Here is a 12,823-nt window from a genome sequence, read left to right as displayed (position 1 = left end):
GGCCGGCTCGTCCAGCAGGATCGCCCGGGGGGCGCTGGCGATGGCGCGCGCGATCTCGGCCAGACGCAACGTTCCCGGCGGCAGATCGGACGGCTTATCATAGGCGGCGGACGCGATGCCGAGTTCGGTCAACGCCGCCATGGCACGGCGTTCGGCGTCCTCCTGCTCGGCCCGTTGCGCCGGCGTCGGCACGAAGGCGCTGAACCAGCCCGAACGCCGCTTCAGGGTGAGGCCGACCAAGACGTTTTCCAAGAGCGACAGATCCGGGCACATCGCCAGATTCTGGAAGCTGCGGGTGATTCCGCATGCGGCGCGTTGTGCGGGGCCGAGGCCGTTCAGCGGCGCGCCGGCGAAGCTGCTCTACCCACGCTGACCGTGGTAGAGCCCGGTGAGGCAGTTGAACAGGCTGGTCTTGCCCGCGCCGTTCGGCCCGATCAGCCCGGTAACCACGCCGGGACGCAGCGTCATCGAGACGTCGCTAAGCACCTGAAGCCCGCCGAAGGCAAGCGAGATGCCTTCCGCGATCAGCCCGTCGTTCCCGGCCGCCGCCGTCATCGCGCTCTCCCACGCGGCAGGAAGCGGCGCAGATCGCCGGCATTCGCCGCCAGCGTCACGACGACGAGCGCGACGCCGTAGAGGATCGGAACCCAGTCACCAGCCTGGGCGAGATAGGTCGGCACCAAGGTGATGAAGGCACCGCCGACAAGGGCAGACGGCAAGGACAGCCCATTGAGGCTGACGACCGAGCCGACCAGCAGGAAGATGAAGAAGGTGAAGCTGTTCGGCGAGACCGTCGAGGACGCAAAGGACCCGAGAAGCACAGGCTCGGGTGAGGCTGTGGTCGGCACAACTTGTCCAATCGTGTCGGCCAGAAGCTGACGCGCCAACTTACTCTGGCCTGATCGTGTCGATCGGCACGCTCTTCTCGTGCAGCGACCGCACGATCTGTCGCGTCCCGTATCCGAGATCATAGCTTCAGTCGGCCCCGCCAAGTGGAGCCGCCGAGCACGCCATAAATCGGAAGGTCCGGGAAACGATTCCGCGCATGCGTTGAACCGAAGGAAATCGATCGTTGGTCCGAACGGAGTGTCGACCCAGACGATCGCCGACTTTAAAGCGAGGTCAACCAGGCTGCTGACCGATACGCAGGCCGACCGGATCGAAAAACAACGCCAACAGAACCATATCCGGCGTCAAGGACCTGCAGGGCCTGCCGAGACGCTGCGCCGCTATGACGCCTCGCTCCATACAGCAGGCCAAAACCGCGAAATCCTGCAGCGCTTGATTGGGCAATATGACCAATTGAGCGCGGCCACTCGCCACTTCGAGGAATTTACCGGACACCCGGACCAGCGCGATCGCATCGCCAGCGCAGACCACATTCTAAACGAAATCCGAACTGTACTTTCCTCCGCTCAAACTCGGGTCTTCGGGGGCCGCGACATCTTGATCTTAGCATTACAGTTGCTTTGTTTGCGGGCTTCTGAATCCATGGGCAACCATGATTCGAATGTCGTGGACGCGGGCCGCGTCGGTTGAGGAGACGCTTGCGTTGTGGGCGGCGTCGCTTCGAGAGATCAAGCAACGGATACGTCCGTTGTTCACGCAAGAGCGTGTGGCGACGAATGCAGGCTTGTTCCTGGAAGGTCTGCTCGGAGATGAGCAGCGCAAGACCGGCTGGATGCGCGCGGAGGCGGCTGGCGATCCTGGCCCATGGCGTCAGCAGGCAATTCTGGGTCGTGGAGATTGGGACGCTGATGCCCTGCGCGATATCGTCCGCGACTATGTCATCGAGCATTTGGCGGATGACGATGCGGTGCTGGTGATCGACGAGACCGGCTTTCTCAAGCAGGGTAAGGCCTCATGCGGAGTGGCACGGCAATACACTGGTTCGGCAGGGAAGATTACGAACTGCCAGATCGGCGTCTTCGCTACCTACGTTTCGCGTCATGGTCATGCGTTCATCGATCGCGCGTTGTATCTTCCGAAGGAATGGACTGACGATCCAGATCGTCTGGAAGCCGCATATGTGCCTGCCGATGTCGGCTTTGCGACCAAACCAAAGCTTGCGACGAGAATGATCGCACGTGCGATAGCCGCGTCTGTACCATTCAAGTGGGTTGCCGGTGACACGGTCTACGGTGTTGGCGATATCGAACAGCAGCTACGGCGGGCAGGCAAAGGCTATGTGCTCGGGGTCAGCAGCTCTCATGTCTTCCGATCCTGGGGCAAGCGACAGCCGGTCGCCGGCAAGGCCGAAGACATCGCCCGGACGCGGCGCCCGTCCGACTGGAAGCGCTTGTCGGCGGGAGCCGGAACCAAAGGACCGAGGCTGCATGACTGGTGTTATCTCGAACTGGCCGATCTCGAGGTCGAGCAGTTCAACAGCGCAAATGATGGTTTATGGACGCGCGGTCTGCTGATCCGTCGCCATATCGCCGATGGCGATCTCGCCTTCTTCACCACCTGGTGCCCAGCGGGAACATCAATTGAAACGCTGGTCGCGGTCGAAGGCCATCGATGGGCGATCGAGGACAGCTTTGAAACCGCGAAAAACGAGTTCGGGCTCGATCACAACGAGAGCAGGTCCTGGCATGGCTGGCATCGCCACGTGTCCCTGGTGATGCTCGCCTTCGCCATGATGGCGGCGATCCGCCATCGCGCCAATCCGCCACCGCCCAAAAAAACCAAACGCCGCCCCCCGGCAAAAGCCAAAGCACACCCACGCCGCCGCTGATCCGTTGGTCAATCCAGGAAATCCGCCGCATCGCCATCAGGCTTGCTCGAAAGCGGATCCAACCCGCGCATGTCATCGCATGGTCATTCTGGCGCAGAGCTCACCAGGCTGCCGCTCAGCGCGCGCATCTCAAAGCAAAACGGCAACTGTAATGTTAGTGTCTGTCCGGGAACATCTTGAATCATCGGAATCATTTGTGATTCAAGGGTGGCGGTCCGATTCGAAGGGGCGCCCATGTGGACGAAGGAGAACCGCGGTCGTTACGACCGAAGCCGGCTACGCTATCCAAGCGATTTGACTGATGAGGAATGGGCGTTGGTGGAGCCGCTGATTGCGCCAGCCAAGCGAGGCGGCAACAAGCGCACGGTCGATGTGCGCGAGGTGATCAATGGCCTGATGTATGTGCTGAGCACCGGTTGCCAATGGCGAGCGATCCCGAAGGACCTGCCGCCACGCAGCACGGTGCACGACTATTTTGACTTGTGGGCTTGGAACGGCACGCTCGATCGCATCCATCACGCGCTCTATGTACAATGTCGAGAATTGGCTAACCGAGAACCCAGCCCGAGCGCCGCCATCATCGACAGTCAAAGCGTCAAGAGCGCGGAAAAAGGGGGGCGTGGATCGACCCGCATGGCTACGATGCGGGCAAGAAGATCAAGGGCAAGAAGCGCCACATCCTAGTCGATACTCAAGGCTTGCTGCTCCACGCCCTCGTGCATTCGGCGGACATCCAGGATCGTGACGGTGGGGTGCTGGTGATGGCCACGCTGTTTGGCCTGCATCCATTCCTGCTGAAGCTCTATGCTGACGGCGGCTATCAGGGGCCGATCTTTCAGTCCGCCGTTCGCAAAATCCTCCGGCAAATCGACGTCGAGATCGTCAAGCGCTCCGATACAGCAAAGAGTTTTGCGATCTTGCCCAAGCGATGGATCGTCGAACGCACCATCGCCTGGCTCAACCGCTGCCGCCGTTTGGCCAAGGATTGGGAGTGCCTCAACCGAAAGGCATTGGCGTTCTTGCGCCTCGCCTCAATCCGCCTCATGCTGCGAAAGCTCTGCCAAAAAACAGCATGATCCCGGACAGACTCTTAAAAACGGGCCTGAACACTTTCAGAGTGACATTCGCTGTTCCTATCGATGGCGCCAAATGTCAGTTTTCCGAACCTACCCGAGAGCGTGACGGCCACCATCCTTGAAAAGAGCAGCATCGGGTTCGCCGTGATTTTCATGCCGAGCTGTGTCCCGATCGAAATGCTACCTCTCTTCCAGGCAGACGCTAGGCTTTAGAACTGCCTCGACGGTGGCAATCGAGAAATCCAGCAAGCCTCGCCGACTTCTAGCCGCTGAATGGTCCAGAGCCCGCCCGAATTGGTTAGCGGGTTGTTAATCGGCGTTCGGCAGGCTTGCGGTCAGCGCTGCCGATCAACCCCCAGCCCAAGGTGGCGCGAGCGATGGCCGGCGGCAGTGATGCCCGCCGGCCATTGTCCACACCCACGAGCGGCAGTGGTCGGCCAGCTTCTCGACACGCAAGCAATTGACAATTTGCAGGCCTCATCCATTTACCGCTTTCCTAGCGGCATGCCCGCCCTCAGCCGCTGTCGCAGCAAGGACGATCCCCACCGCGCGTGGCTGATCTACTTCGGCGACGCCCGGGTCGGCCTGATCGGGCGTCGCGCCGGCGTCCCGAATTCGTCGCCGCAATGGGGCTGCTCTTGCGGCTTCTACGCGGCGCGCAAGCTGGTCGAGATCGCCGCCCGCATCGAGCCGACCATGTCGCGAAAGAACTATCGTCCGTGCGGCTTCCCGACTGGCCGGTCGGCTCATGAGCAACACACTCGCGTGCACCAGCCGTTAATCTGAGCGGATTGCCCACAGTGCCTTGGTAAAAATTCGATAGCGTCGGCCAGTGTGAGAACCGGTGACTTCGAAATAACCTTCGCGAATATCTTCGGCCGTCGTAATAGTCCTCCTCGTACTCCCCGGAACGCGAGCCCTTTCAGAAAAGCCCCGCAAAAAGCGGGGCTTCTTTTCACCACCTCTGGCGGCCATACCAATCGTCGACCTCTTTTCTGGCTTGGTCCTTGGCGTATCCATATCTCTTCTGCAGACTACCTTCGTAGCTGCTCTTGCTTGCCGTTGATGATGTCAAGATCATCGTCAGTAATCCCCGCAGTCCGCTCGACTGCCGATATCAAAGAGTTCAAGATCATCGCGATCTTCTGCGGTCTGGGACTGCTGATCTCCGTGCTCGCAGCCATGAGCTACGGCCTGGATCTCGCCGCCTTCTGAAGGCGCCGTACGCAGTCTAGGAAGCGTTCGCTCGCGCCCGTTCACGCCCCTCGCGCCGACGCGCGCGACGTTCGCGTCGCCGCCTCGCCCGCTCGGCGGGCAGCAGTGGCGCCTCTACTTTCTCTGCCGGCACCATCTCTATCGCCTGGTCGGCGACCGGGTGCGCCTCCATGAATTCCAGCACGGTCCGTCCCTTGACACTGATCTTCCAACCGCCGTTTTCGCGCGCGACGAGGCCTTGCGAAAAGATATCGAGGTCCGGCACGCGCGCGGCCAGCCGCTTGGTGCGATCGGCCCAGTCCCGACCGCTGGTCGCCAGGATCGCCATGTCGCGCTTAAGGTCGGCCATCACGGCAAATCCATCCGGGTAGCTCACCAGGATCTTCAGCACCGTGACCTGAAAATTCAACCCCGCCCCCTCGTCCGGTCAGCGCCACATGGTCGGCGCTTGCGAGAGAGCTTGGCGCCCAACCTGCTTGAGAACCTCGGGCGACACCTCTCCGCGGGTAGCGGCTTGCAGAATCTTCGAGGCGACGTGGGTGCACGCTCCGATCTCGCGGAGCGAAACGCTGACGCAGACCTCGTCGAGGACCGCGCGCAAAAGCGCGGTGGTGGCCGTGTCGAACATGAACTGCCCCTACGCGGGAAAGCCCGACCCTAGCGCAGTTTCTCGATCTTGGGATCCAGCAATGTTAAACTTTGCGAAAGTTCAGTTCGTCTGACCCACCATCCAAACCAAGGGGCGCCCGGCTCGACCGGCAGGGCCGGCGCCTTTGCGAGGTGGTCCTCGTCGATGGTGGACTTGGGCCCGAAGATCAGGCAAGTCCTCAAGCTACTTCCAGGAGTTCCCGTGTCGCGCCCAAGGAGGGCATGCCGCAAGCGACTCTTTCGATGCCGGTCGTTTTGCTTCTGGCAGCCAATGCCATGGCGCAGGAGGACAAGAAGACCGACGAGGACAAACCCGCCGATCCCGACACGGGAGAGAGCACGGTGAAGGAGAAGACGCTCGGTCTTCTGCCCAATCCGCTGCAGAAATACGGCGTGAAGTTCGCGGCGACCTACATCAGCGAGGTCCTCGGCAACGCTTCCGGAGGATTGAAGCAGGGCGCGATCTACGAAGGCCGCCTGAACCTGACCGTCGACGTCGATCTGCAGAAGCTCGTCGGCTTCGACAAGCTCACCTTTCACGCCAACATGTTCCAGATCCATGGCGACGGGTTGTCGCGCAGCAATCTGCAGAATTTTTTCGTCGTCAGCGGAATCGAAGCTCTGCCGTCGACGCGCCTGTACGAAGCTTATTTCGAGAGGCAGTGGGGCGCGAAGAAGGTCTCGCTGAAATTCGGGCAACTCGCCGCCGACAGCGAATTCTTCAACGTCGGAACCGGCTCCAGCGCGGCAGCGCCAACTTCGCCACGCGGCACCGCGCGCCTGCCGATGTCAGTCTACGAAGTCCGCTCGAAATTGCAGGTTCTTGCGCCAGGTTGGAGACTTCATAGCCGAGTGCCGAATGCGGATGCTTCAAGAAGACGCAACAATACTCCTTAAGCAGAAAAAGTGGCTCTCAAGTGCCTGGGCAAGCTCAGCATCAAAATGGGCACTCGGCCAGGCTCTATGGTCGCCTTTGCGGCGACTGACATCATGCTTTGCCTAAAGCTGGTTGCAAACCGCCATGAGCGATCTCATCTGTCCTTCTTCTGCCGCGCACTCGCCAGCAGCACCCGCATGAAGGAGGCCGCCGTCATCAGCGCCGAGATCGCGGCGATGGTCGGGTCGATCTCGTCGCTCAACGTGGTGAATAGCCTTTGGTTAAGGGCTGATACTGGCCGCCGGAGATGGACAGCGCGACGATGGTCTCGTCCATCGCCGAGATGAAGGCGAAGATGCCGCCTGCTACCACGCTGGACTTGATCTGCGGCAAGGTCACCGCGAAGAAGCTGCGCAGGCGGTTCATGCCCCGTCCGTCGTTCCAGAGAATGCAAGGCCGCAACGGCTTTGCGCCCGCATCGAGCAGCGTGGCACCATGCATCTGGCCGGACAGTCCGATGCCTTCGACCGCAGCCAACTCGCCCCCATGCGTCTCCTTCAAGGCATCCAGCGCGGCAAAGGTCGCGTCGACCCACTGCGCGGGATCCTGCTCGGAATAGCCGGGCAGCGCCGAGGTGGTCGTCAACGGCCGGCTCTCGCTTGCAATCACGCGCTGGGCACCGTCGACGAGAACGGTCTTGACCGCCGAGGTGCCGAGATCGATGCCGATCTAGATGCCGATCTACATGAGTGGTTACAATTGTCGACGCCGATATGGACGGCGGCGTCCAGACGTCGGATAGTCCAATCAAGCCAAGAAGCCTGATCGCGTCAAGGGAGGCGCTGCATGCTGAAATCGATCGACCCACTTCTCAATGCGGATGTACTCTACGCCCTGCGGGCCATGGGGCACGGCGACGATCTTGTCCTCTGCGACACCAATTTCCCCGCCGACTCCGTCGCTCGCCAGACCGTACTGGGGCGGCTGTTGCGCATCGACAACGTCAACGCCGGCCGCGCCGCGCGCGCGATCCTGTCGGTGTTGCCGCTCGACAGTTTTGTCGACAAGCCGGCGTCACGCATGGAGATCGTCGGCCAGCCCGACGAAATCCCGCCGGTGCAGCAAGAGGTTCAGGCCACAATCGATGCCACGGAAGGACGCTCGTTTCCTATGGGATCGGTCGAGCGATTTGCCTTCTATGAACTCGCCAAGAAATCCTATTGCGTGATCCAGACCGGCGAACGGCGCTTCTACGGCTGCTTCATCTTCAAGAAGGGCGTAATCCCGCCCGACGCCTGACTGAGCGCCGGCGCTGCGCGACAGGTCCGGCACAAATATGACACCGGCACGACGCCGCTGCCGGAAACAACCAATTCACGCTCGCCAGGAACGTGATCGACGCTGCACATCGTCTCGCCTGATCGTCTATCTTGCAGTGCGGCATCATCGACGGCTGTCTTCGTCGTTCACATCGACACCGTACGCGGCTTCCAGTTCACTTGCTTTCGTTGACTTTGAAATGCGCCGTTGCATACTCGAACCGACCTCTGTCACCACGCCACGGCATGGAAGTTCGCGAGCGTCACGTCACGGTGCCCAGGTGGTCCAAACTTGACATCAAGAAAGTCAACGATGGGAGGTATCGTGGTGAAACAGCAAGGGCATGATCAGCATCCCGCACTCCAGCCGAACCGGCGCACGGTGCTGAAAGGCGCGGCCGGCGCCGCCGCATTGGGCACGACGGGCGCGCTCGGCACGTTCTCCGAGCTTGCCATGGCGCAAGCCAACCTGCGCGCCCAGATCACGCAAATTCCCGGTGTCGGCAAAGGCGCGCCAACCGACGCCGACTGGCAGAAGGTCGGCGAGCTCTGCCTCGGCCCGACCAAGGCGAGCATCAAGCAAGGCGAATTCAAGGGCGTCGAACTCTCCTTCATGGGGCTGAACAATCAGAACCTGCACAATCTCCTGTTCCGCGGCTTCCTGAAGCCATGGGAAGCGTATACCGGTGCGAAAATTTCTTGGATCGATCTCGCCCAGGCTGACTACAATCCTCGCTTGCAGCAAGCGATCGCGACCGGCACGGTCGACTTCGACATCCTTGAGATGGGCGCGCCGTTCGAAGGCGACGTCTGCGGCAAGGGTCTGGCGTCGGAGATGCCGGATTGGGTCAAGAAGCAGATCGATATCGACGATTATGTCGATTACCTGAAGCCGCCGGTCGGCACCTGGAACGGCAAGACCTATCGCGTCACCATCGACGGCGACTGCCACAACTTCAACTACCGCACCGATGTCTTCTCCGACCCCGCCCTCGCTAAGGCCTGGAAAGACGCGGGCAATTCGAGCGAGTGGGGCGTGCCGAAAACCTGGCAGCAGGTGCAGGCAGTGACGAAATTCCTCAAGGGCAAGAAGATCAAGAACCAGAACGCCTTCGGCTATCTCGATGCGCCAAAGCCCTGGGGCGGCTTCGGCTTCTATTTCCTTGGCAGCCGCGCCTCAGCTTACGCAAAGCATCCCGACGACAAGGCCTGGCTGTTCGACATCGACACGATGAAGCCGCGCATCAACAATCCGGCCTGGGTGCGCGCCATCCAGGACGTGATCGACGCGCTGCCGTTCGAGCCGGCCGATCAGCTCAATGCCGATCCGAACACCACCGGCTTCCAGCAATTTCTGGCCGGCATTGGCTCGATGATCCCCTGGTGGGGCGACATCGGCCAGGTCGCGAAGGCGAGCGACACCTCCGTGGTCGGCGACGTCGTCGGTTTCGACATCCTCCCGGGCTCGGACGATGTCTACAACTCCAAGACCGGGAAATGGGACAAGCTCGCAAGCGGCCCGAATCACGCGCCGAACTGCGCCTATCTCGGCTGGGGCGTATACGTCATGGCACGAGTCAATGGTGACGAGAAGAAGCACAAGGCAGCGTGGAGCGCAGCCGCGCATCTCGGCGGTAAGGATCTGTCGCTGTGGATGGTGATGTATCCGTCGGGCTTCCAGGCTCACCGCACCAGCCATTTCCAGTTCGACGAGTGGGTGGCCGCGGGCTACGACCGCAAGTACATTACCTCCTATCTCAACTCGCAGCTCGCCTCCTACAATCACCCCAACCGGGCGGTGGAGCCACGCATTCCCGGTATCTTCCAGTACTACAGCATTGCGGAAGACGAGCTGACGAAGATCTTCGCCGGCAAGGTCGACGCGCAGACCGGCGCGAACAACATCGCGGCGGCCTGGGAGAAGCTGACCGACCAGATCGGTCGTGAGCGACAGATCGGACTCTACAAGGCCTCCCTTGGCGTGTAGCCGCGTGAGTTTTCGCGAAAACATATCGGCTGGCACCGCTCTGGTGCCGGCCGTAAACTTGCCCGGCGGCCGGTCGATCGTTTGAAACGGCAGAGTTCGATTGCGATGCAAAACCCAGTTCCCGTGAGCGACGCGCCGCACCACATGTCCGCCACGACGCGCGCTCCTGGCAGCCGAATGACTGCCGGCCGCGCGCTCGTCGCGCTGGCCTCGTTTGGCTTCGCGCTCTTGCTCCTCGTCCAGATCCTGCACACGACCGGGACGATCGCAGCCGGATTTTCCGACTGGCGCCCGATCCTCATCGCCTATGTCGTTTGGGCCGTTGCCTTCGGCATCGGGCAGGTCCTGACCCGCGGTGAGCGCGGCCAGCGCGCGCTGTTCCTGCTGCCGGCGGTGTTCTTCACGGTGGCGGTGGTGATCTTCCCGACCATCTTCGGGCTCTACATCGCGTCGCTCGACTGGAATCTCAGCTCGGTCGAGGGCCCGCGCTTTTCCGGTTTCGACAATGTCAGGGGTATATTGAATGACACCTACTACTGGAATGCGCTCGGCAACATGATCTTCTACACCGTTGCGGTACTCGGCGAGTACGCGATCGCGTTCGGCCTGGCGCTCCTGCTCAGTGCCGAGGTCCGGGCGCGAAGATTCTTCCGCGTCGTGTTCCTGCTGCCAATGATGCTGAGCCCTGTGGCGGTGAGCTGGATGATCGGCAAGTCGCTGCTGGAGTATCGCTTCGGTCCGGCGGCAACGCTGGCGCGCGACCTCGGCTGGGACAACCCGGCCTTCTTCGCCTCACCCTGGATGGCGCGCTTGAGCATCCAGGCGATGGACGCTTGGGTGTCGATCCCCTTCATCATGATCATCCTGCTCGCAGGCCTCCAGGCGATGCCGAAGGAGGTCCAGGAGGCAGCCAAGGTCGACGGCGCCAACGGCTGGCAGTCGTTCTGGCACGTGACGTTTCCGATCATGCTGCCGGTCAGCATCACCGTCCTTATCATCCGCATCATCTTCAAGCTGAAGCTTGCCGACATCGTCATCAACGTGACGGCCGGCGGCCCTGGCGGGGCAACCGACACGGTGTCGAGCTTCATCTACCGCGTCTACCGCGACCGCTCGAACGTCGGATATGGCACGGCGCTCGCCATGGTCTATCTGCTTATGATCATCTTTCTCCTGACCGTGCTCCTGCGCCTGTCAAAACGCTGGACCCAGAAGGTCGGTTAAGGCGCGAAAATCGCTTCCAAACGGAGTTGCTTGATTGACGCGATCGACCCTCGCACCGAAGCACATCCGGAGGCATCCGGCGCCCCCCCGCGCAAAGCGGAGGCTGAGCCGCATGCTGATCTACGCTGCACTCCTGTTCTGGACATTTATCTGCCTGTTCCCAATCTACTGGACCATCACGACGTCATTCAAATCGGCGGTCGATGTGACGCAAGCCCACTTGATTCCCTGGGTCGATTTTCAGCCGGACTGGAAGGGATGGCGCTCGCTCGGCCTGTCGCCAGATACACTGTTCGGGACCTCGACCGCCCGCTCCGAATTCGTAAACCGCTTCGCCAACAGCATCATCACGTCGGTCGGCGCATCCTTGCTGGCGCTGATCCTCGGATCGCTGGCAGCCTATGGCCTGAGCCGCTTCCGCTATAAATTCGCCTGGATGCGCAACGACGATATCCTGTTCTTCTTCATGTCCCAGTTGATCCTGCCGCCGGTCGTGCTCGCGCTGCCGTTCCTCGTCCTCTACAAGGCATTGGCCCTGCTCGACACGCGAATTGGGCTTGTCTTGCTCTACACGCTAACAGTGCTGCCGATCGTCATCTGGATCATGCGTGATCAGTTCAATGCGATCCCGATCGAGCTCGACGAAGCTGCCTTCGTGGACGGCCTATCGACCTGGGGCGCCTTCCTGCGCATCATTCTGCCGCTCGCCGTTCCCGGAATGGCGGCCGCATTCATCCTCTCGCTGGTGCTGTGCTGGAACGAATATTTCTTCGCGGCGCTGTTGACGAGCACGGACGCCAAGACACTCCCGGTGATGGTGGCGAGCCAGACTGGCTCGCAAGGCATCAATTGGTGGTCGATGGCGGCGCTGTCGACGGCGGCGATCGCGCCGCTCGTCCTGATCGGCATTTTCCTCGAGCGCTACATTGTCAGCGGCTTGACCACGGGAGCAGGAAAGTAGCTCGCAAGGCCAAGCCCGGGCCTATAGGGGCTAGGGAATACAAAAACCGGACACGCAAGGACCACAGACTTACCGTCGCTGCAGTTCACGCAGCTCAGCCCGGCGAACGCGAGCGCAGAAACTCGTAGGTTAGCGTACAAGATCGCACGATTGGTAGCGTGCACGCGCTGTTCGTTTCTAGTTGGAGCAGGGCTGCGCAAATGCGCGGTGAAGGGAATGGCGCGCTCCGCCAACCGGCACCGCTCGTCAGCACTCACTTATGTCCCTTGCTCTTGGATATCTTGGTCGTGCCCGTCCGCGAAGCCGGAGCTACCCTAGCCCATTTCAGAAGCTTGCTCACATTGGCGTGCATACGCCGCCTTCTAAGCGCCTGAAAAACTTGAACTCTCGGTCCACTCCATCATGGGGGCGACGGAGAAACGATAGTCTTGCAATTTCAATCTGTTATCACATCCTCTTCCCGTCCACCCCCGCTATACTGGTTCCGCGAAAATAGTACAGCCGCCGGGCGCGCGTGATCGCCAAGCCGTCCGCTCGACGGGCAGACAGATCACGGCAGGAAGATCCTACGGTTTCGATCACGAAGCCCGAAAGTTCTTCTTGAGCTGCAGAACTCAAATCAAGGACGAGTTCGCGCAACACGGCCAGGACTCCGCGTCCGCAATGGCAGCTGCGGCCGCGCTCTCGACGCATCGTAGCAAGCAGCGTGACGATGGCACCGATCGCTTCGCGCTCTGGCAGGGCAAGGCCGCCAAGCGGAGCCTGGTTCCCGGTCTCTG

The 12,823-nt window shown here is 61.2% G+C and carries 13 protein-coding genes and 4 pseudogenes; 10 read left to right on the top strand and 7 right to left on the bottom strand.

From position 1 onward, the window contains the following. Positions 1–9: 9 nt before the first annotated feature. Positions 10–555, bottom strand: a pseudogene (locus IVB18_RS51960) (ATP-binding cassette domain-containing protein); the annotation flags it as partial. After that, positions 552–848 carry a hypothetical protein gene (locus IVB18_RS20245; RefSeq protein ID WP_247990753.1) on the bottom strand — a complete coding sequence of 99 codons (297 nt, stop codon included), beginning with the start codon at positions 846–848 and terminating at the stop codon, positions 552–554. The pseudogene IVB18_RS51960 and the gene IVB18_RS20245, both read right to left, overlap by 4 nt. Positions 849–1,086: 238 nt before the next feature. On the opposite strand from IVB18_RS20245, the gene IVB18_RS20240 reads away from it, so the two are divergent. The 4 genes from IVB18_RS20240 to IVB18_RS20225 all read left to right on the top strand — a co-directional run bounded on the left by IVB18_RS20240 (position 1,087) and on the right by IVB18_RS20225 (position 4,599). Continuing rightward, positions 1,087–1,539, top strand: coding sequence for a hypothetical protein (locus tag IVB18_RS20240; protein ID WP_247990752.1), 453 nt, complete (start codon positions 1,087–1,089; stop codon positions 1,537–1,539). Next, entirely contained in the window at positions 1,502–2,737 is a 1,236-nt protein-coding gene (locus IVB18_RS20235; RefSeq protein WP_247983558.1) for an IS701 family transposase, read from the top strand. The genes IVB18_RS20240 and IVB18_RS20235 overlap by 38 nt, the downstream gene beginning before the upstream one ends. A 234-nt stretch (positions 2,738–2,971) precedes the next feature. Continuing rightward, a protein-coding gene (locus IVB18_RS20230; protein WP_247801096.1) for an IS5 family transposase occupies positions 2,972–3,813 on the top strand; the annotation gives its coding sequence in 2 pieces (ribosomal slippage) (positions 2,972–3,344 and positions 3,344–3,813; 843 coding nt in all). A gap of 429 nt (positions 3,814–4,242) precedes the next feature. Beyond that, complete coding sequence (locus IVB18_RS20225) at positions 4,243–4,599, top strand: hypothetical protein (RefSeq protein ID WP_247990751.1); 357 nt, start codon at positions 4,243–4,245, stop codon at positions 4,597–4,599. A gap of 169 nt (positions 4,600–4,768) precedes the next feature. On the opposite strand, the pseudogene IVB18_RS20220 reads toward IVB18_RS20225, so the two are convergent. Continuing rightward, positions 4,769–4,949, bottom strand: a pseudogene (locus tag IVB18_RS20220) (CsbD family protein). Here IVB18_RS20220 and IVB18_RS20215 point away from each other — a divergent pair. Then, positions 4,882–5,028, top strand: a complete 147-nt coding sequence (locus IVB18_RS20215) for a hypothetical protein (protein ID WP_247990750.1) — start codon at positions 4,882–4,884, stop codon at positions 5,026–5,028. The pseudogene IVB18_RS20220 and the gene IVB18_RS20215 sit on opposite strands and share 68 nt — an antisense overlap. A 16-nt stretch (positions 5,029–5,044) precedes the next feature. Here IVB18_RS20215 and IVB18_RS20210 read toward each other — a convergent pair whose 3' ends face one another. Together IVB18_RS20210 and IVB18_RS20205 are read right to left on the bottom strand one after the other, a co-directional pair. Further along, positions 5,045–5,437, bottom strand: coding sequence for a hypothetical protein (locus tag IVB18_RS20210; RefSeq protein WP_247990749.1), 393 nt, complete (start codon positions 5,435–5,437; stop codon positions 5,045–5,047). 18 nt (positions 5,438–5,455) lie between these two features. Further along, positions 5,456–5,656, bottom strand: a complete 201-nt coding sequence (locus IVB18_RS20205) for a hypothetical protein (RefSeq protein ID WP_247990748.1) — start codon at positions 5,654–5,656, stop codon at positions 5,456–5,458. 263 nt (positions 5,657–5,919) lie between these two features. Between IVB18_RS20205 and IVB18_RS20200 the strand changes: the two genes are divergently transcribed. Continuing rightward, a complete protein-coding gene (locus IVB18_RS20200; RefSeq protein WP_247990747.1) occupies positions 5,920–6,573 on the top strand; it encodes a carbohydrate porin in 654 nt (217 codons plus the stop codon). A gap of 134 nt (positions 6,574–6,707) precedes the next feature. On the opposite strand, the pseudogene IVB18_RS20195 reads toward IVB18_RS20200, so the two are convergent. Then, positions 6,708–6,982, bottom strand: a pseudogene (locus IVB18_RS20195) (ABC transporter permease subunit); the annotation flags it as partial. Beyond that, a pseudogene (locus IVB18_RS20190) lies at positions 6,983–7,282 on the bottom strand (FGGY family carbohydrate kinase); the annotation flags it as partial. A gap of 117 nt (positions 7,283–7,399) precedes the next feature. On the opposite strand from IVB18_RS20190, the gene IVB18_RS20185 reads away from it, so the two are divergent. The 4 genes from IVB18_RS20185 (at position 7,400) to IVB18_RS20170 (ending at position 12,044) form a co-directional block, all read left to right on the top strand. Continuing rightward, positions 7,400–7,852 (top strand): RbsD/FucU family protein, encoded by a 453-nt coding sequence (locus tag IVB18_RS20185; protein WP_247990746.1) that lies wholly within the window; start codon positions 7,400–7,402, stop codon positions 7,850–7,852. Between the two features lie 348 nt (positions 7,853–8,200). Further along, positions 8,201–9,859, top strand: coding sequence for an extracellular solute-binding protein (locus IVB18_RS20180; RefSeq protein ID WP_247990745.1), 1,659 nt, complete (start codon positions 8,201–8,203; stop codon positions 9,857–9,859). Positions 9,860–10,036: 177 nt separating this feature from the next. Continuing rightward, positions 10,037–11,083: a sugar ABC transporter permease gene (locus IVB18_RS20175; RefSeq protein ID WP_247990744.1), complete on the top strand. Its 1,047-nt coding sequence runs from the start codon at positions 10,037–10,039 to the stop codon at positions 11,081–11,083. A 64-nt stretch (positions 11,084–11,147) separates the two neighbouring features. Next, positions 11,148–12,044, top strand: coding sequence for a carbohydrate ABC transporter permease (locus IVB18_RS20170; protein WP_247991680.1), 897 nt, complete (start codon positions 11,148–11,150; stop codon positions 12,042–12,044). Positions 12,045–12,823 lie beyond the last annotated feature (779 nt).

The organism is Bradyrhizobium sp. 186, assembly GCF_023101685.1.
Taxonomy (GTDB): domain Bacteria; phylum Pseudomonadota; class Alphaproteobacteria; order Rhizobiales; family Xanthobacteraceae; genus Bradyrhizobium.
The sequence above is the reverse complement of the archived record's forward strand: the minus strand, read 5'-3'. Positions and strand labels throughout refer to the sequence as shown.